The organism is Serratia sp. CY47280 (assembly GCF_052168655.1).
In the GTDB taxonomy this organism is placed as follows: Bacteria; Pseudomonadota; Gammaproteobacteria; order Enterobacterales; family Enterobacteriaceae; genus Serratia; species Serratia bockelmannii.
Map to the genome: position 1 here is coordinate 893462 of NZ_JBJNMG010000002.1, position 24967 is coordinate 918428.

Below are 24967 nucleotides of genomic sequence, written 5' to 3' on the forward strand. Positions count from 1 at the left end.
ATGTAATTCCTCCCCTATTGATCCCCGTTTTGTTGATCTGCGTTGAAGAATTTTTCCGCTCACCGTTCGATGATGTTACGCATCCCCCCATATTAGCCTGAGGTGAATGCCTTATGGAGCAGTTACGCGCAGAACTGAGCATTGTGCTGGGTGAGTCCATCAGCCGGCTGGAGCGGGTGAGCGAGCAGCCTTATGCGCATATGTATTCGCTGTACGATCGGCAGGGCAACGCCATCCCGCTGATGGCGAAAAGTTTTATCTGTCAGGGTATTGCCCAACAGGAGGCGTATAAGTTGTCGATGTTGGCGCGCGACGGGGATATTCGCCTGCCGACGGTGTACGGCGTAGTGTGCACCCACCAGGCGCCGTATACGGAAATCCTGCTGATCGAACGCCTGCGCGGCGTGTCGGCCGAAGCGCCAACGCGTTCGCCGGATCGCTGGAACATGTTGATGGAGCAGATCGTCGACGGGGTATTGGCCTGGCACCGCATCGACAGTCACGGCAGCGTCGGCAGCGTTGACAGCACGCAGGAGAACGACTGGTTTTGTTGGTATCAACAGCGGGTTGAAGTGCTGTGGGCGACGGTGGTCAATCTCACTACCCCGCAGCTGACCATGGCGGATCGGCGTTTGCTGTATCGCACGCGCGAAGCGCTGACTCATTTCTTCGTCGGCTTCGACGATCCCTGCGTCCTGGTGCACGGCAACCTGTCGCTGCGCAGTATGCTGAAAGATCCCAAAAGCGATCAACTGCTGGCGATGCTCAATCCCGGTGTGGTGCTGTGGGCGCCGCGCGAATACGATCTTTTCCGCCTTTGCGAGCCGGGCATGCCCAGCCAACTGCTGTTCAGCTATCTGCAGCGGGCGCCGGTCGCCGACGCTTTCCTTGCGCGGCGCTGGCTATACGTGGTGTGGGAAGCGGTAGGGCGTTTGATCCATACCGGCAAGCTGGAGCGGCGGCCGTTCGACTATGCGTCGCAACAGCTGCTGCCCTGGCTGGCCGGTTGAACGGGTTTTACTCGGCGCCGGCGCTATCCGCGCCTTTCAGCCACTGCCACAGGCTGCCCAGCGTTTCATACCAGGCACGTTCGGTATGGCCGAGGAACATCGACGACGGTGTGGCGCGATCCCAGATATTCAGCGGCGAGTCGATCGCCAACTGGTTGGCCGGTGCTGGGATCGGGTGCAGGCCTTTAGCCTTGAAAAAACGCATGGCACGCGGCAGATGGTTGGCGGAGGTCACCAGAATGAACGGTTGCTCGCCGACCAACTTGGCGACCTGAGCGGCTTCTTCTTCGGTATCGCGCGGTTCCCTCAAAATCACCATATCGCTGCGCGGCACGCCCAGGCTTTCGGCTACCAGCGCCGCCGTGGCGGCGTTGCTTTGCATGCGTCCGGCGGACGCGCCGGTAAACACCATCCTGGCGCCGGGATGCGCAAGGTAGAGCCGCACGCCTTCCGTCACGCGCGGCAGACTGTTGCCGAGCAGGTTCGAGCTAGGTGCCCAGTCGGGGTTGTAGGTATAGCCCCCGCCCAACACCACGATGTAGCTGACCGGATCGTTGCCGTGATAAGTCTGGTATTCGGCTTCGATCGGCCGCAGCAGTCGGTCGGCCACCGGTTGCAGGCTGAAAAGCAGTAAAAACAGCCAGCTCAGCGTGAAAATCGTCTTACCGCTTTTTTGCCAACGGGTGAACCACAGCAGTAACAGCGCCAGCCCCATCAGCAGCATCAACAGCGGTAGCGGCATCAGCAGGGCGCCAAAGAACTTTTTCAGGTTGAACAGCATCGAAAATCAGATCCTTTTGAGTGAAAAAGCGGCATCCAGGCATAAACAGGCCGCAAGAAGATACATTCTAAGCCAGTCTGTGCCAAAATAGCAGGTTTGAATGGGCGTGCGCTTTGCCGCCGCAAGAATGAGATCAGCGGAGCCGTTGTCCATGCAGGATCGCAATTTTGACGATATTGCTGAAAAATTTGCGCGTAATATTTACGGCACCACGAAAGGAAAAATCCGCCAGGCGGTGGTTTGGCAGGATCTGACCGGGCTGCTGGCGCAGTTGCCGCAGCGGCCGCTGCGCATCCTTGACGCCGGGGGCGGGGAAGGCCATATGGCCTGCCAACTGGCAGAATTAGGACACCAGGTGTTGTTGTGCGATCTTTCTGGTGAGATGATCCAGCGCGCCGCGCAGCTGGCGGAGCAGAAAGGTGTGAGCCAGAACATGCAATTCGTACAAAGTTCTGCGCAGGATATCGCTCAACATTTGGAACAGCCGGTTGATCTGATATTGTTTCATGCAGTGCTTGAATGGATCGCAGAACCCGAAGCGGCACTGCAGGCATTGTGTGATTGTCTGACGCCGGGTGGCGCGCTGTCGCTGATGTTCTTCAACGCTAACGGCCTCTTGATGCGTAACGTGGTGTTGGGTAACTTCCAACTGGTGGATCCCGAAGTCAGACGGCGCCGCAAGCGTTCGCTGTCGCCACAATATCCGCACGATCCGCTATTGGTCTACGGCTGGCTGGAACAGCTGGGCATGCGCATCAGCGGCAAAACCGGCGTGCGGGTGTTTCACGACTACCTGCAGAGCAGACAGCTGCAAACACAAAAATTTGAAGAGTTACTGGCGCTTGAACAGCACTATTGCCGGCAGGAGCCGTACGTGAGTTTGGGGCGCTATATTCACGTCATGGCGCATAAACCAAACCTGAAGGACGAACTATGAGTGAATTTTCCCAGACAGTACCCGAACTGGTCGCCTGGGCACGGAAAAATGATTTCTCTATTTCGCTCCCTACGGAGCGTCTCGCATTTCTGCTCGCCATCGCCACCCTGAACGGCGAACGGCTGGACGGCGAGATGAGCGAAGGTGAGCTGGTTGATGCATTTCGCCATGTCAGCAAGGGTTTTGAACAGACGCATGAAACGGTGGCGATGCGCGCCAACAATGCGATCAACGACATGGTGCGCCAGCGCCTGTTGAACCGCTTTACCAGCGAACTGGCGGACGGCAACGCGATTTACCGCCTGACGCCGCTGGGTATCGGCATTACCGATTACTATATTCGCCAACGCGAATTCTCCACGCTGCGTCTGTCGATGCAGCTGTCGATCGTGGCGCAGGAACTCAAACGCGCCGCCGATGCCGCCGACGAGGGCGGCGACGATTTCCATTGGCATCGCAACGTGTTCGCGCCGTTGAAATATTCGGTGGCGGAAATCTTCGACAGCATCGACATGACGCAACGTGTGATGGACGAGCAGCAGCAGAGCGTGAAAAACGACATCGCGGCGCTGCTGAGCAAAGACTGGCGGGCGGCGATCTCCAGCTGCGAAATGCTGCTGTCGGAAACCTCGGGCACCCTGCGCGAACTGCAGGATACGCTGGATGCGGCGGGCGACAAGCTGCAGGCCAATCTGCTGCGCATCCAGGACGCAACCCTCGGCAACGTGGAGCTCGGTTTCGTCGACAAGCTGGTGTTCGATCTGCAGAGCAAGCTGGATCGCATCATCAGTTGGGGTCAGCAGGCGATCGACCTGTGGATCGGCTACGATCGCCACGTCCATAAATTTATCCGTACCGCTATCGATATGGATAAAAACCGCGTGTTCGCCCAACGCTTGCGCCAGTCGGTGCAAACCTATTTCGACCACCCTTGGGCGCTGACCCACGCCAATGCCGATCGTCTGCTGGACATGCGCGACGAAGAACTGGCGCTGCGCAGCGAGGAAGTGACCGGGGAACTGCCGCCGGATCTGGAGTTCGAAGAGTTCAGCGAAATTCGCGAACAGCTGGCGGCGATGATCGAAGAGGCGCTGAAGGTGTACCAGGAACAGCAGATGCCGCTCAATCTTGCAGCGGTGATGCGCGATTACCTGGCGCAATATCCGCGTGCGCGTCATTTCGACGTGGCACGTTTAGTGGTCGACCAGGCAGTGCGCCTCGGTGTGGCTGAAGCAGATTTCTCAGGGTTGCCGGCGGAATGGCAGGCAATCAATGATTACGGAGCCAAGGTCCAGGCCCATGTCATCGACAAATATTGAACAAGTAATGCCAGTCAAGCTGGCCAAGGCGCTGTCCAACTCGCTGTTCCCGGCGCTGGATAGCCAACTGCGCGCGGGTCGTCACATCGGTATCGATGAACTGGACAACCACGCCTTTTTAATGGATTTCCAGGATGAGCTGGAAGAATTTTACAACCGTTACAGCGTCGAGCTGATTCGGGCGCCGGAAGGTTTCTTCTATTTGCGCCCGCGCTCCACCACGCTGATCCCGCGTTCGGTGCTGTCCGAGCTGGATATGATGGTCGGCAAGATCTTGTGCTACCTGTATCTCAGCCCCGAGCGCCTGGCGCACGAAGGCATTTTCAGCCATCAGGAGCTGTACGACGAGCTGCTGAGCCTGGCGGATGAGAACAAGCTGCTGAAGTTCGTCAACCAGCGCTCCACCGGTTCGGATCTCGATCGGCAGAAGCTGCACGAGAAGGTGCGCACCTCGCTGAACCGCCTGCGCCGCCTCGGCATGGTCTATTTCATGGGCAATGACAGCAGCAAGTTCCGCATTACCGAGGCGGTGTTCCGCTTCGGCGCCGACGTGCGCAGCGGCGACGATCCGCGTGAAGCGCAGCTGCGCATGATTCGCGACGGCGAGGCGATGCCGGTTGAAACCAGCCTGTCGCTGAACGATGAGAATGACGCTGAGGATCAGCAGGTTGATAACGCTCCTGACGGTGCAGAGGATGAACAGGAATGATTGAACGCGGTAAATTTCGCTCGCTGACGCTGGTTAACTGGAACGGTTTCTTCGCCCGTACCTTTGATCTGGATGAGCTGGTGACCACGCTGTCCGGCGGTAACGGGGCGGGGAAGTCCACCACCATGGCGGCCTTCGTCACCGCACTGATCCCCGACCTGACGCTGCTGCACTTCCGTAACACCACCGAAGCTGGCGCCACCAGCGGTTCGCGCGACAAAGGCTTGCACGGCAAGCTGCGTGCCGGCGTGTGTTACTCCACCCTCGACGTCGTCAACTCGCGCCACCAGCGCGTGGTGGTCGGTGTGCGCCTGCAGCAGGTGGCAGGGCGCGATCGTAAGGTCGACATCAAACCTTTCACCATCCAGGGCCTGCCGACCGCGGTACAGCCGACCGAACTGCTGACCCAGACCGTGGGCGATCGCCAGGCGCGCGTGCTGTCGCTGCAAGAGCTGAAAGAGCGCGTGGAAGAGATGGAGGGTGTGCAGTTCAAGCAGTTCAACTCCATCACCGATTACCACTCGCTGATGTTCGATCTGGGCGTGATCCCGAAACGCCTGCGTTCGTCCGCCGATCGCAGCAAATTCTACCGTCTGATTGAAGCGTCGCTGTACGGTGGTATCTCCAGCGCCATCACCCGCTCGCTGCGCGATTACCTGCTGCCGGAAAACAGCGGCGTGCGCAAGGCGTTCCAGGACATGGAAGCGGCGCTGCGCGAAAACCGCATGACGCTGGAAGCGATCCGCGTCACCCAGTCGGATCGCGACCTGTTCAAGCATTTGATCTCCGAGGCCACCTCCTATGTGGCGGCGGACTATATGCGCCACGCCAACGAACGCCGCATCCATCTGGACGGCGCGTTGGCGCTGCGCAGCGATCTGTTGGGCAGCCGCAAGCAGCTGGCCGCCGAACAGTATCGCCATGTGGAAATGGCGCGCGAGCTGAGCGAACAGAGCGGCGCCGAATCCGATCTGGAAACCGATTACCAGGCCGCCAGCGACCACCTGAATCTGGTGCAGACGGCGATGCGTCAGCAGGAGAAGATCGAACGCTATGAAGCCGATCTGGAAGAGCTGACCTACCGTCTGGAAGAGCAGAACGAAGTGGTGGCCGAGGCGAGCGAGCAGCAGGCCGAAAACGAGGCGCGCGCCGAAGCGGCCGAGCTGGAAGTGGACGAACTGAAGAGCCAGTTGGCCGACTACCAGCAGGCGCTCGACGTGCAGCAGACCCGCGCCATTCAGTACCAACAGGCGCTGCAGGCATTGGAGCGCGCGCGCGCGCTGTGCCAACTGCCGGACCTGACCGCCGACAACGCAGAACAGTGGCTGGACACCTTCCAGGCCCGCGAGCAGGAAGCGACCGAAGCGTTGCTGATGCTGGAACAGAAGCTGAGCGTGGCCGACGCCGCACACGGCCAGTTCGAACAGGCCTATCAGCTGGTGGGTAAAATTGCCGGCCAGGTCAGCCGCAGCGAAGCCTGGCAGTGCGCGCGCGAATTGCTGCGCGACTGGCCTTCGCAGCAACACCTCGCCGAGCGCGTTCAGCCGCTGCGTTTGCGCCTGAGCGAACTGGAACAGCGCCTGCGCTCGCAGCAGGACGCCGAACGCCTGCTGAACGAATTTTGCAAACGCCATGGCCAAGAGTACCAGCCGGACGATCTCGACATGCTGCAACAGGAGCTGGAAGAGCGCCTGGAAGCGCTGTCGCAGAATGTCAGCGAAGCCGGTGAACGCCGTATGGAGATGCGCCAGGAACTGGAGCAGATCCAGCAGCGCATCCGTGAGCTGACGGCGCGTGCCCCGGTGTGGCTGGCGGCGCAGGACGCCCTGGGCCAGCTCAGCGATCAGAGCGGAGAGCCACTGGAAAACAGCCAGCAGGTGACCGAATACATGCAGCAGCTGCTGGAGCGCGAGCGTGAAACCACCGTCGAGCGCGACGAAGTGGCGGCCCGCAAACGTGAAGTGGAAGCGCAGATCGAACGTCTCAGCCAGCCGGGCGGCGCGGAAGATCAACGCCTGGTCACGCTAGCCGAACGTTTCGGCGGCGTGCTGCTGTCGGAAATTTACGATGATGTCACCATCGACGACGCGCCTTACTTCTCGGCGCTGTACGGCCCTTCGCGCCACGCCATCGTGGTGCCGGATCTGTCGCTGGTGCGCGAGATGCTGGAAGGGCTGGAAGATTGCCCGGAAGATCTTTACCTGATCGAAGGGGATCCGCAGTCGTTCGATGACAGCGTGTTCGCCGTCGAAGAGCAGGACAAAGCGGTGGTGGTGAAGATCGCCGATCGCCAGTGGCGTTATTCTCGTTATCCGGAAGTGCCGTTGTTCGGCCGCGCGGCGCGCGAAAACCGTCTGGAAGTGCTGCATGCCGAGCGTGAAACGCTGGCGGAGCGCTACGCCACGCTGTCGTTCGACGTGCAGAAAACCCAGCGTTCACACCAGGCCTTCAGCCGCTTTATCGGCACCCATCTGGCGGTGGCGTTCGACGCTGATCCGGAAGCGGAGATCCGCGGTTTGAGCGCCCGCCGTGGCGAAATCGAACGCGCGCTGAACAATCACGAAGCACAGAACCAGCAGCAGCGTCAGCAGTACGATCAGGCCAAAGAGGGCATTTCCGCGCTCAACCGCCTGATGCCGCTGGTATCGTTGCTGAACGATGAAACGCTGCAGGATCGCGTCGACGAGATCCGCGAAGAGCTGGAAGAGGCGCAGGACGCCGCGCGTCATATTCAGCAGCACGGCGTGTCGCTGACCAAGCTGGAGCCGCTGCTGTCGGTGCTGCAGAGCGATCCGCAGCAGCATGAACAGCTGCAGCAGGACTACGCGCAGGCGCAAAGCGTGCAGCGCCAGGCCAAACAGCAGGCGTTCGCGCTGACGGAAGTGGTGCAGCGCCGCGCGCATTTCAGCTATACCGACTCCGCCGGCATGCAGAATGCCAACAACGATCTCAACGACAAGCTGCGTCAGCGCCTGGAGCAGGCGGAAGCCGAACGCGCCCGTGCCCGTGAACAGCTGCGTCAGTATCAAACCCAGTTCACCCAGTACAGCCAGGTGCTGGCCTCGCTGAAAAGTTCGTATGACGCCAAGCGCGACATGCTGAAAGAGCTGAGCCAGGAGCTGGTGGATATCGGCGTGCAGGCCGACGCCAACGCCGAAGCGCGTGCGCGCCAGCGCCGCGACGAGCTGCATACGGCGTTGAGCAACAACCGTGCTCGTCGCAATCAGTTGGAGAAACAGCTGACCTTCTGCGAAGCCGAAATGGATGGCCTGCAGAAGAAACTGCGCAAGCTGGAACGCGACTATCATCAGCTGCGCGAGCAGGTAGTGACCGCCAAGGCGGGCTGGTGCGCGGTGATGCGTCTGGTGAAAGACAATGGCGTGGAACGCCGCCTGCATCGCCGCGAGCTGGCGTATATGGATGGCGACGAGCTGCGTTCGATGTCGGATAAGGCGCTCGGTGCGCTGCGTCTGGCCGTGGCGGACAACGAACACCTGCGAGACGTGCTGCGCCTGTCGGAAGATCCGAAGCGGCCGGAGCGCAAGATTCAGTTCTATATCGCGGTGTACCAACACCTGCGCGAGCGTATCCGTCAGGACATCATTCGCACCGACGATCCGGTCGAGGCCATCGAGCAGATGGAGATCGAGCTGGGCCGTCTAACCGAAGAGCTGACCGCGCGCGAGCAGAAGCTGGCGATCAGTTCGAAAAGCGTGGCCAACATCATTCGCAAAACCATTCAGCGCGAACAGAACCGTATTCGCATGCTGAACCAGGGGCTGCAGGCCGTTTCCTTCGGCCAGGTGAAGAGCGTGCGCCTGAACGTCAATGTGCGAGAAGCGCACGCCACCCTGTTGGACGTGCTCTCTGAGCAACAGGAACAACATCAGGATCTGTTTAACAGTAACCGCCTGACCTTCTCCGAAGCGTTGGCCAAGCTTTACCAGCGCCTGAATCCGCAGATCGACATGGGGCAGCGCACGCCACAGACCATCGGCGAAGAGTTGCTGGACTACCGCAACTATCTGGAGATGGAAGTGGAAGTGTACCGTGGCTCCGACGGCTGGCTGCGTGCGGAAAGCGGCGCGTTGTCTACCGGTGAGGCCATCGGTACCGGGATGTCAATTCTGGTGATGGTGGTACAGAGCTGGGAAGAAGAGTCCCGCCGTCTGCGCGGCAAAGACATCTCGCCGTGTCGCCTGCTGTTCCTCGATGAAGCGGCGCGTCTGGATGCCAAGTCGATCGCCACGCTGTTCGAACTGTGCGACCGTCTGGAGATGCAGCTCATCATCGCGGCGCCGGAAAACATCAGTCCAGAGAAGGGCACCACCTATAAACTGGTGCGTAAGGTGTTCCAGAACCACGAGCATGTGCACGTGGTGGGGCTGCGCGGTTTTGCCGGCGAGCCGCCGGCGCTGGGCACTGCGTCGGTTGAAACGCAGTAAAGCAGAAAAACGCCCTAAAAATCCGAAAATAGCCGCCGTAGGGTGGCTATTTTTTCGTACGCGTGGATGATAGTCCTGCTTTTTTATCCGTTGAAAAGCGGTTAGTTTAATCAGATAAACAGTAATTCGACGCCCGCAGGGCGAAACGGCCTTTCTGTTTGTATACTGAAACTATATGCAGTTTTTGACGTTTTTTTGTGAGCATACAGGGGGCAAGGGATGTTGCTTAAAAAGGGAAACTCTCTACGACGTTTGGCGCTGAGTGGCGCTATCGCCTGTAGTCTTGTGTCGTCGTTTTCCGCATCGGCCACCGTAGCGGCGTTACCAGTGGCATCAGCAGGCATGTCCGTTGCGCAGAGCCGTTCTGAACTGCTGGCCGCGTTGCCGCGCGGCATGGATTTGCACTACCTGTCCACGCTGGCGCCGCTGTATGCGGCGAACCATATGCAGCCGATGTGGCAGGATCGCGAAGCCGTTCAGCAGTTTCAGCAGCAGCTGGCCGAGCTGGCGATGTCCGGCGTGCAGCCGCAGTTCACCCAGTGGGTGAAGATGTTGACCGATCCGGCGCTCAATGAAGTGGGCCGCGATGTGGTGTTGTCCGATGCGATGCTGGGCTATTTGCAGTTCGTGTCCGCGATCGGCGCCAACGGCAACAACTGGCTGTACAGCAATATTCCCTACAAGCTTGGCTTGCCGCCCACCGCAGTGATTAATCAGTGGCAGCTGGCGGTGCGCCAGGCGCGTACCCTGAGCTACGTGAATTCGCTCGCGCCGCAACATCCGCAATACGCCAAGATGCATCAGGCGCTGCGCGACTTGCTGGCGGACAATCGCCCTTGGCCCCAGGTGGGCAGTGGCCCGAGCCTGCGCCCAGGCCAAATGAGCAATGATATCCCGGCGCTGCGTGAGATCCTGACGCGCACCGGTATGCTGGCCACCTCGGCGCCGGAAGCGGAAGCGGAACCGGCGGTGGTCTCGGCGAAGAGCAATGAGCCCGACGACGGCGGGCTGACGGTAGACGAAGAGAAAAGCCGCGTGACGGTCAGCCCATCGGCGGCGCCGGTGACGGAGCTGACCGCGGAACAGACGCCGCCGCAGATCGGCAGCGTGGTGAGCGACAATCTCTATACCGACGAGCTGGCGGAGGGCGTCAAGCGCTTCCAGAAATGGCAGGGGCTGACGGCGGACGGCGTGATCGGCGTACGCACTCGCGAGTGGCTCAACGTGTCACCGAAAACCCGTGCCGCGCTGTTGGCGTTGAATATCCAACGTCTGCGAATTTTACCGGGGCATGTCGGCACCGGCATTATGGTGAACATTCCCAATTACTCGCTGACCTACTATCAGAACGGCAACGAAGTGTTGTCCTCCCGCGTTATCGTCGGGCGGCCGAGCCGCAAGACGCCGCTGATGAGCAGCGCGTTGAACAACGTGGTGGTCAACCCGCCTTGGAACGTGCCGACCACGCTGGTGCGTGAGGATATCGTGCCGAAGGCGATGCGCGACGGTAACTATTTCCAGAAACATGGCTATACCGTGCTGTCGGGCTGGAGCAACGATGCAGAAGTGATCAACCCGTCTATGATCGACTGGAGCATGGTCTCTGCGCGTAACTTCCCGTATCGCGTCCGTCAGGCGCCGGGAGCGACCAACTCGCTGGGGCGCTTCAAGTTCAATATGCCGAGCTCGGACGCCATCTACCTGCACGATACTCCGAACCACAGCTTATTCCAGAAAGACATCCGCGCGCTCAGCTCCGGCTGCGTGAGGGTGAATAAGGCGTCCGATTTGGCGAATATGCTGCTGCAGGACGCCGGCTGGAACAACAGCCGCGTGTCTTCCACGCTGAAAGAGGGGAATACCACTTATGTGAATATTCGCCAGCGTATTCCCGTAAAACTGTATTATCTGACCGCCTGGGTTTCGGATGACGGCCAACCGCAATTCCGTACAGATATTTACAATTATGATAATACGGTGCGATCGGGCGCACAAATTTTGGCTCAGGCCAAAAAATTAATGCAGTAAATGCAGTAATTATAAATAAATAACGGTCAGAATGTTTGGCTATACCGCAGGCCCCCGTAGCCGGGGGCCTGTAAACCTAGGCGTATCGCGGGTTGACTCAGCATACGCAGGCGGTTATGGTTCGGACAGTGCGCTGCTTTGTGCATTTATTTTGACATTCTTGCCGGGTTTAACAGAGTCATGGACAAAATTGATCATCACCGCCGTAAATGGCTGGCGCTAGGTGGCGCTGCTATGGGCATAGCGCTGCTTCCAGGGCAGGCGTTTGCCAGTCTTTCCACCGCTCGACCGCGTATTTTAGTGCTGAATAACCTGAATACCGGTGAATCTATTAAAGCCGAGTTCTTTGACGGCAAAGGTTACAATAAAGAAGAGTTGGTGCGGTTAAATCATCTGTTCCGCGATTATCGCGCCAACAAGGTTAAATCGATCGATCCCCGCTTGTTTGATCACCTTTATCGTCTGCAGGGGCTGCTGGGCACCAGCAAGCCGGTGCAGCTGATCTCCGGATACCGTTCCGTAGATACCAACAACGAATTGCGCGCACACAGCCGCGGCGTGGCCAAGCACAGCTACCACACCAAGGGCCAGGCGATGGATTTCCACATCGAAGGTATCCAATTGAGTAATATCCGTAAAGCGGCGTTAAAAATGCGCGCCGGTGGTGTAGGATATTACCCACGTAGCAACTTCGTACACATCGATACCGGCCCGGTTCGGACCTGGTAACCGCTGTGCCGTCAGTGAATAACGCCGTCCCTTGCGGAAGCGGCGTTATTGTTGTTGGAGCCTTATGAAATACCATCTTATTCCCGTTACCGCTTTTAGCCAGAACTGCAGCCTGATTTGGTGTGAAAACACGCAGCAAGCGGCGTTGGTCGATCCCGGCGGTGAAGCGGAAAAAATCAAAGCGGAAGTCGCGCAGCAGGGGGTGATGATCACTCAGATCTTGCTGACCCACGGCCATTTGGATCATGTTGGTGCGGCGGCGGAGCTGGCGGACCATTATCAGGTGCCGATTTACGGCCCGGATAAAGAAGACGCTTTTTGGCTGGATGGTTTGCCGGCGCAGAGCCGGATGTTCGGGCTGGAAGAGTGTGCGCCGCTGACGCCGACTCGCTGGCTGTCAGAAGGTGATGAGATGCAGGTGGGCGAAATGACGCTCAAGGTGCTGCACTGCCCCGGGCATACGCCGGGCCACATCGTCTTTATCAATGAGCAAGCGCGTTTGGCGCTGGTGGGCGACGTGCTGTTTAACGGTGGCGTAGGGCGCAGCGACTTCCCGCGCGGTGACCATCAGGCGCTGATCGCCTCTATTCGCACCAAGCTGCTGCCATTGGGCGACGATATGCGCTTTATTCCTGGCCACGGCCCGATGTCGACCTTTGGCCACGAGCGCCAGACCAACCCGTTCCTGCGCGAAGAGCCGGCAGTGTGGTAGCGATTATTTCCCGGCAGAAATAATCAAGGGCGCATAGAGCGCCCTTTTTTTATGATTTATGACCTGTGTCGATGCATTTAGAGCACGGCGACGATGGCTTCACACAGCGGTGCCATGTTGTCCGGCGTCATGCCGGCCACGTTCACCCGGCCTGAGTTCACGGCGTAGACGCCAAACTCTTCGCGCAGACGCAGCACCTGTTCTTTGGTCAGACCGCTGAAGGAGAACATGCCATTCTGCTGGATGATGAAGCTGAAGTCCTGTTGGGCGCCTTTTTCCTGCAGGGTGTTCACGAACAGCTGACGCATGCGGTGAATGCGCTGGCGCATGTCGGTCAGCTCCTGCTCCCACATCGCGCGCAGCGCATCGTTACCCAAAATGGTGGCGACAACGGCGGCGCCGTGTGACGGCGGGTTGGAGTAGTTGGCGCGAATAGCCGCTTTTACCTGGCTGAAGGCGCGCTCGGCGGTTTCGGCATCGGCAGCTACAATGGTGCAAGCGCCGACGCGCTCATTGTACAGACCGAAGTTTTTTGAGTAGGAGCTGGCGACAATCAGCTCTTGATGTTTGGCGGCGAAAATACGCAGGCCCTGCGCATCCTCTTCCAGACCCTTGGCGAAGCCCTGGTAGGCGAAGTCGAACAGAGGCAGCCAGCCATTGGCCACGGAAAGCTCAGCCAGCTGTGCCCACTGTTCCGCCGTTGGATCGATACCGGTCGGGTTATGGCAGCAGCCGTGAAACAGCACCACATCACCGGCCTGGGCCTGTTTCAGGCTGTTCAGCAGGCCGTCGAAATCCAATGCGTGGTTGGCGGCGTCGTAGTAGGCGTACTCCAGGACTTCCAGGCCCACGGCGCTAAAGACGTTCTTGTGGTTCGGCCAGCTTGGGTTGCTGATCCAGATGCGCTTGGCGCTGGTCTGGTTGGCGATAAAGTCTGCCGCCACGCGCAGGCCACCGGTGCCACCTGGCGTCTGTGCGGTACGTGCGCGACGATCGGCGACGATCGGGCTCTCTTTACCGAACAGCAGCACTTGCGTGCAGCTGGCAAACGCCGGGATGCCTTCAATGCCGAGATAGTTTTTGGTGATCTCATTTTCCAGCAGATACTGTTCAGCTTTCTTTACGCTGGTTAACACCGGAGTTTTACCGGTTTCGTCTTTATAAACGCCAATCCCTAAATTGATTTTATTCGGGCGGGCGTCGGCGCGGAAAATGTCGGTCAGGCCCAGGATCGGGTCGGCGGGTGCGGCGGTGATTTTTTCAAACATGTCAGGTGCTTCCAAATCTCGGAGTTAAGCAGACAGAAGCATCAGGGTAGCGCCAGTTATCGGCTTTGCCAACCGTTTGCGATAAAAACACCGCGATCTTGTGAACGGGAAGGATTCGACAGAAAAAATGATGGGGAAGGGGAAATCTGCAGGATAAAACGTTACCGGAAGACACAAATAAAAACAGGGCCGAAGCCCTGTTTTTTAACTTAGCCGACGGTAAACCGCCGTTAAGCGAGACAACTTAGAACTGGTACACCAGACCAACAGCTACGATATCGTCGGTAGCGGTGCCGGTTGCTTTGGTGAACTCGTTGTCATCCAGCAGGTTGATTTTGTAATCAACGTAGGTGGACATGTTTTTGTTGAAGTAGTAAGTGGTACCAACAGAAACATATTTAACCAGATCCTGGTCAGAACCTACGCCTGGGACGTTCAGGTTTTTACCTTTAGACTGCAGGTAAGACACTTCTGGACGCAGACCGAAGTCGAACTGGTACTGAGCAGTCACTTCGAAGTTCTGAGTTTTGCTCGCGAAGCCACCGCACTTGTCATCGGTAGCTGCACAGCCTGCACCGAAGTTACCGCCGCCGAACGGGGTCATGTTACGGGTTTCTGCGTACATCGCCGCCAGGTAAACGTTGTTGGCGTCGTATTTCGCACCCACGGTCCATGCATCAGCCTTGTCGCCACGCTCGTTGGAACGCAGTTTCTGATCGTCGGTACGGTTGGAGGAAGCGTATGCAGCGCCGAAGCTTACGCCTTCGCCGATGTCATAAGTAGAGGAGATACCCCAGCCGTCGCCGTTTTGTTTCTTGACGTTACGACCGTCGTTCTGGTTTTTGCCCTGGTATTGCAGAGCGAAATTCAGACCGTCAACCAGACCGAAGAAGTTGTTGTTACGATAGGTCGCAACGCCGTTGGTACGGCCGGTCATGAAGTTGTCGGTGTAGGTGTAGGTGTCGCCACCGAACTCTGGCAGCATATCGGTCCAGCCTTCCACGTCGTACAGTACGCCGTAGTTACGGCCGTAGTCGAAGGAGCCGTAGTCAGCGAATTTCAGACCGGCGAAGCCCAGACGGGTTTTGGTGCCTTCGGTGCCCTGAGATTCGGAGTGGTTAGCCTGGACGTTGTATTCCCACTGGCCGTAACCGGTCAGCTGGTCAGTAATCTGAGTTTCACCTTTGAAGCCGAAACGAACATAGGTCTGATCGCCGTCATCACCTTTGTTGTCGGAGAAGTAGTGCAGACCGTCAACTTTGCCGTACAGATCCAGCTTGTTGCCGTCTTTGTTGTAGATTTCAGCTGCGTTTGCTGCACCAGCAGCCAACAGAGCCGGGATAACCACTGCAAGAATGTTGCGCTTCATCATTATTACCCTCATTGGTGTTATTCGGACACCTTTGCCACTGCCGCCAATAATTCTTTGGGAACTATTGTTGATAGATTGGTGTCGTCCTGTGTCTGAACGCAGTGTTCCATTCACAGGCGGGTTAATCTAGGACGAAAATGATACCAATGTCCCAATCAGGTTGCAAAAGGAAAGTATGTGTAACCAAATGTAATTTTTCGGGAACTTTGTGACGTGCGTCAATATTAAAAAATGCGAAAGGCCAGCGAGGCTGGCCTTTGTTTTGTAACGAAATCGTTTAAAAAACGAGTGATCGTATAAATTAGAAGCTTGCGTTACGTGGCGTGCGTGGGAATGGAATCACATCGCGCACGTTTTGCACGCCGGTGACATAGGCGATTAAACGTTCAAAGCCCAGGCCGAAACCGGAATGCGGCACGGTGCCGTAGCGGCGCAGATCGCGATACCACCAGTAGTCTTCTTTATTCAGACCCATCTCTTCCAGACGCTGATCGAGCACGTCGAGGCGTTCTTCACGCTGCGAGCCGCCGATGATTTCGCCGATGCCCGGTGCCAGCACGTCCATGGCTGCAACGGTTTTGCCGTCTTCGTTCATGCGCATATAGAACGCTTTGATGTCTTTCGGGTAGTTTTTCACCACCACCGGCGCTTGGAAGTGTTTCTCCGCCAGATAACGTTCATGTTCGGAAGAGAGATCGATACCCCAGGAAACCGGGTTTTCGAAGGTTTGGCCCGAGGCCAGCAGGATCTCAATGGCGTCGGTGTAGTCCACCTGGGCGAAATCGGAAGAAACGAAACGCTCCAGACGAGCGATAGCGTCTTTATCCACGCGCTCGGCGAAGAATTTCAGATCGTCGGCGCGTTCATCCAGCACCGCCTGGAACACATACTTCAGCATGCTTTCGGCCAGGCCGGCAACGTCGTCCAGCGTCGCGAAGGCCACTTCCGGCTCGATCATCCAGAATTCCGCCAGGTGGCGGCTGGTGTTGGAGTTTTCGGCGCGGAAGGTTGGGCCGAAGGTGTAAACCTTCGACAGCGCGCAAGCGTAGGTTTCGCCGTTCAGCTGGCCGGAAACGGTAAGGAAGGCTTCCTTACCGAAGAAGTCTTCGCTGAAGTCGACGGCGCCCTTGTCGGTGCGCGGCAGGTTTTCCAGGTCCAGCGTGGACACGCGGAACATCTCGCCGGCGCCTTCGGTATCGGAGGCGGTGATCAGCGGGGTGGACACCCAGAAATAGCCATTTTCATGGAAGAAGCGATGAATCGCCTGCGCCAGCGTATGACGCACGCGCGCCACGGCGCCGATCAGGTTGGTACGCGGGCGCAGGTGAGCCACTTCGCGCAGGTATTCGATGCTGTGACGTTTGGCCGCCATCGGGTAAGTGTCCGGATCGTCGACCCAGCCGACCACTTTGATCGCGGTAGCCTGCAGTTCGAAGCTCTGGCCTTCGCCCGGTGAAGCGACGACTTTGCCGGTGACTTCAACCGAACAACCGGTAGTCAGATGCAGCACTTCATCCTGATAATTCGGCAGAGAATTATTAACGACGGCCTGTAACGGATCAAAGCAGGAACCGTCATAGACGGCCAGGAAGGAGATACCAGCTTTTGAATCTCTCCGGGTACGTACCCAGCCGCGTACGGTGACTTCACTGTCAACCGCAGCACGACCTTGCAGTACGTCGACTACAGGCACTACGCTCATAGATTTCTCTCTTTAATAATTTGGTTTAGAAATAGCTTACAACCCAAGAATATGGGGGTAATGGCTATGTTACTTGCCGCGGTGCAGAGCACAAGCAGAAATCATCGGATTGGCGCAACATTTATTGCGGCTGACTGAAAAGAGGGCGGTCGGGATAAAAACAAAAAAGCCGGCGCGTGAACCAGGCCGGCTTTCTTTCTATATAGAGGAGGTTCAGCTGGCTTTCTTCACCAGCGGCAGATCGAAGGCTTTGCGCAGGGCCCTGACGAAAGCCTGGTCCTGGCAGATGGTCTTGCCGGGGCTGTCGGAGAGTTTAGCCACCGGCTTGCCTTTGCATTCGACCAGCTTGATCACGATATTCAATGGCTTAACGCCCGGAATATCGCAGGTCAGGCGCGTGCCGATACCGAAGCTGAGATTGATGCGCTGATAGAAGTGGCGATAGAGCGCCAGCGCTTTTTCCAGATCCAGGTTGTCCGAGAACACCAGCGTTTTGCTCATCGGATCGATGCCCAGTTTCTGATAGTGGGCAATGGCTTTCTCACCCCACTCGACGGGATCGCCAGAATCGTGGCGCAGCCCCTGATAACGCTCGGCGAACTGCGGGCCGAAGTCGCGCAGGAAAGCATCCATGGTAATGCAGTCGGTTAGCGCGATGCCGAGCTGATCCGGGTATTCATCCAGCCAGGCCTGCAATGCGGCGCGCTGGCTGTTGGCCAGCACCGGGCTTATCTGCTGATGCGCCTGGAACCATTCATGCGCCTGCGTGCCGACCGGCGCCAGGCCGAGCTGATGAGCCAGATCGTAATTGCTGGTGCCCGACAGGTACGGGAATTCGGCCTGCAAGGTGCTGACGATGGCCTGCTGCACGCCCTGAGAGAAACGGCGACGGGTACCGAAGTCCATCAGCTTGAAGCGCGAAAGGTCCAGATCGCCCGCCAGCGCCTTGAACTGCGCCAGCTTGGTTTGCAGATGTGCCACCGCCTGTTCCGGCGTCGCCAGCGGCGAGCGCCGGCGGTGCACCACTTCACTGATCACCGCCAGCAACGGCACTTCCCACATGATCACTTCACGCCAGGGGCCGGCGATGCGGATGTGCAGTTTGCCGTCGCGGTTGTCGATGGTGACCTGCTGCGGATCGTAGCGGAACGTGCGCAGCCAGTTCAGGTAATCCTGACGGAAGAAGGGCAGACCCGAAAGATAAGCGAATTCGGCGTCGGTCAGCGCCAGCCGGCTCATCAGCGCCACCTGCGCGCGGATCTCGTCGGCATATTCGCCCAACAGTTCGTCGCCGCGGCAGCGGAATTCCGCCGCCACGCTGATCGCGGGATAGCGATGGAACACTGCTTGCTGCATATGAAGCTTATAAGCATCGGTATCAAGCAGTGATGTCAAAATCGGGGAAGCGTATTGAGTCATAGCGCGTTACAGCATCCTCGTCAGGCGCGTGTCCAAATCCGGATAATCATAAAAGTGGGGGTGGAGTATACCCGGATTATCCTGTTATTGAAGCTGCATCACACCATAAATCACCAAAGCGGGTCGAGGATTAAACGTGCCTTTATGACGGCCTGGCGGCGACGGGGAGAAAAAAAAGCCAGATATGCCTGTAAGGTGAATGACTTAGCCTAATTAGTCATAAAAATTATAATGTTAATTATTTTAAACAGCGAATCAGATAAAGCCGGCTTCGGTATGTACGCTGACCCGATCCTTGCCGCTCTTTTTGCAAAAATAGAGCGCTTCGTCCGCCTGTTTGATCGCCGCCTGCAGTGCGGTGAACGCGTTGACCGGCGCGATGCCGCAGCTGGTGGTGAAATGCACTTGCCGTCCGTCGGCCAGGTGTAGCGTCAGGCGATGAGTGCGGGCGCGCAATTGCTCCATGATGTCCCGCGCGTTGTCCAACGAACAGTTACCCAGCAGCACCGCAAACTCTTCGCCGCCGTAGCGGCAGAAAATGTCGCTGGCACGGAACGCGCGTTGCAGCAGGTGTCCGAATGCCACCAGCGCCCGGTCGCCCACGTCGTGGCCGTAGCTGTCGTTGAGCTGTTTGAAGTTGTCGATATCGATCAGGCAAAAGGCCTGCGGGTAGCTGCCGTCGCCCAGCAGCTGAGATTCAAGGAAGAATTTACGACGGTTGTAGATATTGGTGAGCGGATCGAGGAAGGAAGAGGCCTCGAGCTCTTTAATCAGCAGTTGTTTCTCGCTCTCCAGCGAGACCTTGTCCAACTGGTATTGCCTGAGCTGCTGAATGGCGTCGCTGATGGCGATCAGTTCCTGGCTGTAGAAGGCGTCGTTGCGATCGATATTCATCTCACCGCGCGACAGCCGTACGATATTGTTGTGGGTCTTGGTCAGCCAACGGTTGATGCTGGTGCAGAACACCAGCGCCGGCAAAATGAACAGCAATACCACCAGGCCGGCAAGTGCGATCATGCCGTAAATGGTCGTCTGGCTGTCGTAAATCTTGTGGCGCGAGGCGAGGGTTTCCAATTCGAAGCTGCGCTGATACAGCGCCTGCGAAAGCCCGCTCACATCGTCGACATAGCGCGAGATAAGCGCTGTGGGATAGGGCTTGTGGGTATCGATAGCGGTGTACAGCCCATCGGTAATCTGTTGAAGGCGTTCAGCGGACACCTGGGCGAGTAACGCATTGACGATGTCGGTGATTTGTCCATCGTCGTAGTTGATCTTCATGAAGATCAATCGGGTGCTCAGGGCGTTCAGCACGCCGGTCAGTTGAATGGACTTCAGATAGGCGTCTTTGCGAACCAGCGGGCTTACATTGACGTCGATAATCTGATCGCTCAATTCCGTCAGTGACATATTCAGCCGGTTATTGAGACGGATGGCCTCGAGAAACATAAAGGAGTCGGTATCCACCATCCGGGTATCGTAGGTATAACGGTAATAGCTCTTGCTGGTTTGCGAGATGTAATAGGCGCTGTTGATGTTGAACAGATTAGCGTTGGTGTTATTGATCTGCGAAAGCTGCAGGTTGTCATTATCCAGCAACTGTTCCATCAGGCCGATCATCGACAGCGCGGCAATTTTTTGCCGAACCCCGAGCTGTCTGGCGACCTCATCGTCCAGATGTTCGCGGATCCGGGTGATTCTCTCGCGCGCCACCCGATCGGCGGCCAAACACTGCGCGCGGGTGATCTGAGGATCGATCAGGCTCAATCGTTTGAGACGGTGAGCCTGCAGCGCCGCCTGGAAGGCTTCGGAGATTTCTTTGGCGCGATCAATTTTGTACAGGTTGAGTTGGTTGTCGCGGTAATCGGTATGGGCTTCAAGCAGCTCATCGACGATGAACAGAGAGAAGGAGGTCATCAGGCACAGGGTAAAAAAATAGATTGCGTATTTGATTTTCATAGTGCGAGTCATCCCTGGGCCTGATGCCGCAATTATACCACCATGCCGCCTGAGCCGCCTCAACTATGCCGGCGCCCCCCGATGGTGGTTTTTTAGCATTAAATGCTGATTTTTATTTGGCCATTGGTCACCCACGCTGCCGCCAGACGGACGATTTATGATTTGCCTCTGATTTCTCTATCGTGGTCGCCCGGCGGCTCTGGGCTTTTCGGCCAGCTGTGATACAGTTTATTCACAATTCAGGCCCGCCGCGCGCTGCCGGGAGACACACCGGCTGCGGTACGAAGGGGAAGAGCGGCCTGGCACCTATAACTCACTGAGATGTTTAAGGGTTTTTATGACACAACAGCCACAGGCAAAATACCGCCACGACTATCGCGCGCCCGATTACACCACGACCGATATCGATTTGGACTTCAGTCTGGACGCGGAAACCACGCGCGTGACCGCCGTCAGTAAAATCAAACGTCAGGGCACGGCCGGTGCACCGCTGGTGCTGGATGGTGAAGATCTGACGCTGGTGAGCATTCAGGTCGACGGCCAACCGTGGAGCGCCTACCGTCAGCAGGATAACCAGCTGATCATCGATGAGTTGCCGGCACAATTCACTCTTACCATCGTCAACGACATTCACCCGGCGAAAAACACCGCGCTGGAAGGGCTGTACCTGTCCGGCGATGCGCTGTGCACGCAATGCGAAGCCGAAGGCTTCCACCACATTACCTATTACCAGGATCGCCCGGACGTGCTGGCGCGCTTTACCACTCGCATCGTGGCCGACAAGGCGCGCTATCCGTTCCTGCTGTCAAACGGCAACCGCATTGGTCAGGGTGAATTGGCCGATGGCCGCCACTGGGTGCAATGGCAGGATCCGTTCCCGAAACCTTGCTACCTGTTCGCGCTGGTGGCGGGGGACTTCGACGTGCTGCGCGACAGCTTCACCACCCGTTCCGGCCGTAAGGTCGCACTGGAGCTGTTCGTCGATCGCGGCAATCTGGATCGCGCCGACTGGGCGATGACGTCGCTGAAGAACTCGATGAAGTGGGACGAGACCCGCTTCGGTCTGGAATACGATCTCGACATTTATATGATCGTGGCGGTCGATTTCTTCAATATGGGCGCGATGGAGAACAAAGGGTTAAATATCTTTAACTCCAAATATGTGCTGGCGAAGGCGGAAACCGCCACCGACAAGGATTACCTGAACATCGAAGCGGTGATTGGCCACGAATACTTCCACAACTGGACCGGTAACCGCGTGACCTGCCGAGACTGGTTCCAGCTCAGCCTGAAAGAGGGGCTGACGGTGTTCCGCGATCAGGAGTTCAGTTCCGATCTGGGATCGCGCTCGGTCAACCGCATCGATAACGTGCGCGTGATGCGCGGCGCGCAGTTCGCCGAAGACGCCAGCCCGATGGCGCACGCCATCCGCCCGGACAAAGTGATCGAGATGAACAACTTCTACACCCTGACGGTGTATGAAAAAGGTTCTGAAGTGATCCGCATGATGCACACCCTGCTGGGGGAAGCGAACTTCCAGAAAGGGATGCAGCTCTATTTCGAACGCCACGACGGCAGCGCCGCCACCTGCGATGACTTCGTGCAGGCGATGGAGGACGCGTCCAACGTGGATCTGTCGCGCTTCCGCCGTTGGTATAGTCAGTCCGGCACGCCGCTGTTGACGGTGCGCGACGAGTACGATGCGGAAACTCAGCAATATCGCCTGCATGTCAGCCAGAAAACCGCGCCGACCGCCGATCAGCCTGAGAAGTTGCCGCTGCATATCCCGCTGGATATCGAGCTGTACGACAGCGAAGGCAACGTCATCGCGCTGCAGAAGGGCGGCCTGCCGGTCAACAACGTGCTGAACGTCACCGAAGCGGAGCAAACTTTCGTGTTCGACGGCGTGGCGCACAAGCCGGTGCCGTCGCTGCTGCGTGAATTCTCTGCGCCGGTGAAACTGGATTATCCGTACAGCGATCAGCAACTGACCTTCCTGATGCAGCACGCGCGCAATGAGTTTGCGCGTTGGGATGCGGCGCAGAGCCTGCTGGCGACCTACATCAAACTGAACGTGGCGCGGCACCAGCAGAAGCAGCCGTTGTCGCTGCCGCTGCACGTGGCCGATGCGTTCCGCGCGGTGCTGTTGGACGAAAAACTGGATCCGGCGCTGGCGGCGCAGATCCTGACCTTGCCGTCGGAGAACGAAATCGCCGAGCTGTTCGCCACTATCGATCCAGAAGCGATCGCCGCGGTGCACGAAGCGATCGTACGCTGCCTGGCGCGGGAGTTGGCCGATGAGTGGCTGGCGGTGTATCACGCCAACAAGACCGACGGCTACCGCGTGGAGCATGGCGAGATCGCCAAGCGCGCCTTGCGTAATGTGTGCCTGGGCTATCTGGCGTTCGGCGAAGATGTGGTGCTGGCGGACCAGCTGGTGAGCGAACAGTATCGCCAGGCGGACAACATGACCGACTCGCTGGCGGCGCTGTCTGCTGCGGTCGCGGCCCAGCTGCCGTGCCGCGATGCGCTGCTGGCGGCGTTCGACGAGCGCTGGCATCAGGATGGCCTGGTGATGGACAAATGGTTCGTGCTGCAGGGCAGCAGCCCATCGGCAGACGTGTTGAGCAAGGTGCGCGCGCTGCTGCAACACCGCTCGTTCAGCCTGAGCAACCCGAACCGCACCCGCTCGTTGATTGGCGGCTTCGCTTCCGGCAACCCGGCGGCGTTCCATGCCGCGGACGGCAGCGGCTATCAGTTCCTGGCGGAGATCCTCAGCGATCTCAACCAGCGCAACCCGCAGATCGCCGCGCGCCTGATTGAACCGCTGATTCGCCTGAAGCGTTACGACGCGGGCCGTCAGGCGCTGATGCGCAAGGCGCTGGAACAGTTGAAAGGGTTGGAAAACCTGTCCGGCGATCTGTACGAGAAGATCAGTAAGGCGCTCGACGCCTGATCTTTTCACGCTGATATAGATAAGGGACGGCCTGCGCCGTCCCTTTTTTCGTTCAATTCGCCGCCTGGCGTGAGCTGGCCGCGGTGACCGGCGGCGATAATACCCGCTCCAGCACTTCAGCTTCCAGTTCCGCCAGCCTGGCCGAACCTTTGCGGCGTGGCCGCGGCAGATCGATGCTCAGATCCAGTCCGATGTGGCCCTCTTCAATCAGGATCACCCGATCCGCCAGCGTGATGGCTTCGCTGACGTCGTGCGTGACCAGCAGTACGGTAAAACCGTGCTGTTGCCACAGTGTCTCTATCAGCCCTTGCATCTCGATGCGCGTCAGGGCATCCAGCGCCCCGAGCGGTTCGTCCAGCAGCAGCAGGCGGGGGCGGTGGATCAGCGCGCGCGCCAGGGCGACCCGCTGCTTTTGTCCACCGGACAGCGCCGCCGGCCAGTCGCGGGCGCGATCCGCCAAACCGACCGCGTCCAGTGCCTGCAGCGCCGCGTCGTGCCAGTGGCCGCGCAGCCCCAGGCCCACGTTGTCGATCACCGTTTTCCACGGCAGCAGGCGCGCATCCTGAAACATCAACCGGGTATCCTCTTTGGCGGCGGCAAGCGGCGCGTTGCCGCTGAGCAGCGCGCCGCTGCTGGCCTGTTCCAGGCCGGCTAACAGGCGCAGCAGGGTGCTCTTGCCGCAGCCGCTGCGGCCGACCACCGCCACGAACTGCCCGGCGGAAATGCGCAGCTGAATATTGTCCAGCACCGTGCGGTTGCCGTAACGTTTGCCGATGGATTCCAGCGTCACCGGCGTGCCTTGGGCAAGGCGAGCGGGAAGGGTCATAGCGCTTCTCCCTGTTTCAGTTGATAGGCCGGATGCCAGCGTAACCAGACGCGCTCTAGCAGCTGCGCGCCCACGTCCGCCAGCTTGCCGAGCAGGGCGTACAGCACGACCGCCACTACCACCACGTCGGTTTGCAGAAATTCACGCGCGTTCATCGCCAGGTAGCCGATGCCCGAATTGGCCGAGATGGTTTCGGCGACGATCAGCGTCAGCCACATGAAGCCGAGAGCGAAACGCACGCCGACCATAATCGACGGCAGCGCGCCTGGCAGCACCACCTGTGTAAACAGGCGGAAACCGCTCAGACCGTAGCTGCGGGCCATCTCCAGCAGGCCGCGATCGATGTTTTTGATGCCGTGATAGGTATTGAGATAAATCGGGAACAGCGTACCGAGCGCCACCAAAAAGATCTTGGCGGACTCATCGATGCCGAACCACAGGATCACCAGCGGGATCAGCGCCAGGTGCGGCACGTTGCGGATCATTTGCACCGAGCTGTCCAACAGACGTTCGCCCCAGTGCGACAACCCGGTAATAAAACCGAGGATCAGTCCGATGCTGCCGCCGATGGCAAAGCCGATCAACGCGCGCTGGCTACTGATGCTCAGGTGCTGCCACAGCTCGCCGCTTTGGCTCAGGCGCCAGAAGGCGGCGAGCACCGCGCTCGGCGCCGGCAAAATGCGGTTGGACAGCCAGCCAGTTTCGACGGCGATTTGCCAGAGGATCACCAGCGCCAACGGCAGCGCCCAGGGAGCCAGCCGATACAGGATGCGTTGTACGTTATTTGCCATCGGGGTG

At 58.4% G+C, this 24967-nt stretch carries 17 protein-coding genes; 9 read left to right on the forward strand and 8 right to left on the reverse strand.

What is annotated here, in order from left to right; translation table 11 throughout:
- The first annotated feature begins 113 nt into the window (after window positions 1-113).
- Window positions 114-1010, forward strand: coding sequence for a YcbJ family phosphotransferase (locus ACJ8J4_RS13765; RefSeq protein WP_025302284.1), 897 nt, complete (start codon window positions 114-116; stop codon window positions 1008-1010).
- A 7-nt stretch (window positions 1011-1017) separates the two neighbouring features.
- Here the strand turns inward: ACJ8J4_RS13765 and elyC are convergent, their stop codons facing one another.
- Window positions 1018-1791: an envelope biogenesis factor ElyC gene (gene elyC / locus ACJ8J4_RS13770; protein WP_089180742.1), complete on the reverse strand. Its 774-nt coding sequence runs from the start codon at window positions 1789-1791 to the stop codon at window positions 1018-1020.
- Between the two features lie 151 nt (window positions 1792-1942).
- Between elyC and cmoM the strand changes: the two genes are divergently transcribed.
- The 7 genes from cmoM to ACJ8J4_RS13805 all read left to right on the forward strand — a co-directional run bounded on the left by cmoM (window position 1943) and on the right by ACJ8J4_RS13805 (window position 12670).
- Window positions 1943-2728, forward strand: coding sequence for a tRNA uridine 5-oxyacetic acid(34) methyltransferase CmoM (gene cmoM, locus ACJ8J4_RS13775; RefSeq protein WP_025302286.1), 786 nt, complete (start codon window positions 1943-1945; stop codon window positions 2726-2728).
- Window positions 2725-4047, forward strand: coding sequence for a chromosome partition protein MukF (gene mukF, locus ACJ8J4_RS13780; RefSeq protein ID WP_004928228.1), 1323 nt, complete (start codon window positions 2725-2727; stop codon window positions 4045-4047). The genes cmoM and mukF overlap by 4 nt, the downstream gene beginning before the upstream one ends.
- On the forward strand, window positions 4028-4756 hold the full coding sequence (gene mukE, locus ACJ8J4_RS13785; protein WP_004928226.1) for a chromosome partition protein MukE: 729 nt from the start codon (window positions 4028-4030) through the stop codon (window positions 4754-4756). Before mukF ends, mukE begins: the two co-directional genes overlap by 20 nt.
- Window positions 4753-9201: a chromosome partition protein MukB gene (gene mukB, locus ACJ8J4_RS13790; RefSeq protein ID WP_043137650.1), complete on the forward strand. Its 4449-nt coding sequence runs from the start codon at window positions 4753-4755 to the stop codon at window positions 9199-9201. The genes mukE and mukB overlap by 4 nt, the downstream gene beginning before the upstream one ends.
- 219 nt (window positions 9202-9420) lie before the next feature.
- Window positions 9421-11229, forward strand: a complete 1809-nt coding sequence (ldtD, locus tag ACJ8J4_RS13795) for a L,D-transpeptidase (RefSeq protein ID WP_025302288.1) — start codon at window positions 9421-9423, stop codon at window positions 11227-11229.
- A gap of 180 nt (window positions 11230-11409) precedes the next feature.
- Window positions 11410-11958: a YcbK family protein gene (locus ACJ8J4_RS13800; protein WP_025302289.1), complete on the forward strand. Its 549-nt coding sequence runs from the start codon at window positions 11410-11412 to the stop codon at window positions 11956-11958.
- A 64-nt stretch (window positions 11959-12022) separates the two neighbouring features.
- Window positions 12023-12670: an MBL fold metallo-hydrolase gene (locus tag ACJ8J4_RS13805; RefSeq protein WP_025302290.1), complete on the forward strand. Its 648-nt coding sequence runs from the start codon at window positions 12023-12025 to the stop codon at window positions 12668-12670.
- Between the two features lie 77 nt (window positions 12671-12747).
- Here the strand turns inward: ACJ8J4_RS13805 and ACJ8J4_RS13810 are convergent, their stop codons facing one another.
- From ACJ8J4_RS13810 to ACJ8J4_RS13830, 5 genes are all read right to left on the reverse strand, one after another.
- The gene (locus tag ACJ8J4_RS13810; protein ID WP_049208028.1) at window positions 12748-13938 is read right to left on the reverse strand and encodes an amino acid aminotransferase; all 1191 of its coding nucleotides are present in this window, start codon (window positions 13936-13938) and stop codon (window positions 12748-12750) included.
- Window positions 13939-14182: 244 nt separating this feature from the next.
- Window positions 14183-15310, reverse strand: coding sequence for a porin OmpC (gene ompC / locus ACJ8J4_RS13815; RefSeq protein ID WP_049208030.1), 1128 nt, complete (start codon window positions 15308-15310; stop codon window positions 14183-14185).
- 301 nt (window positions 15311-15611) lie between these two features.
- Window positions 15612-17012 (reverse strand): asparagine--tRNA ligase, encoded by a 1401-nt coding sequence (asnS, locus tag ACJ8J4_RS13820; RefSeq protein WP_004928205.1) that lies wholly within the window; start codon window positions 17010-17012, stop codon window positions 15612-15614.
- Between the two features lie 213 nt (window positions 17013-17225).
- Entirely contained in the window at window positions 17226-18431 is a 1206-nt protein-coding gene (gene pncB / locus ACJ8J4_RS13825) for a nicotinate phosphoribosyltransferase (protein ID WP_043137639.1), read from the reverse strand.
- Window positions 18432-18686: 255 nt separating this feature from the next.
- Window positions 18687-20387, reverse strand: a complete 1701-nt coding sequence (locus tag ACJ8J4_RS13830) for a GGDEF domain-containing protein (protein ID WP_025302294.1) — start codon at window positions 20385-20387, stop codon at window positions 18687-18689.
- A 337-nt stretch (window positions 20388-20724) separates the two neighbouring features.
- Between ACJ8J4_RS13830 and pepN the strand changes: the two genes are divergently transcribed.
- Entirely contained in the window at window positions 20725-23343 is a 2619-nt protein-coding gene (pepN, locus tag ACJ8J4_RS13835; protein WP_197818972.1) for an aminopeptidase N, read from the forward strand.
- 52 nt (window positions 23344-23395) lie between these two features.
- Here the strand turns inward: pepN and ssuB are convergent, their stop codons facing one another.
- Complete coding sequence (gene ssuB, locus ACJ8J4_RS13840; RefSeq protein WP_025302296.1) at window positions 23396-24169, reverse strand: aliphatic sulfonates ABC transporter ATP-binding protein; 774 nt, start codon at window positions 24167-24169, stop codon at window positions 23396-23398.
- Window positions 24166-24960, reverse strand: a complete 795-nt coding sequence (gene ssuC / locus ACJ8J4_RS13845; RefSeq protein ID WP_197835388.1) for an aliphatic sulfonate ABC transporter permease SsuC — start codon at window positions 24958-24960, stop codon at window positions 24166-24168. The genes ssuB and ssuC overlap by 4 nt, the downstream gene beginning before the upstream one ends.
- Window positions 24961-24967: the final 7 nt, after the last annotated feature.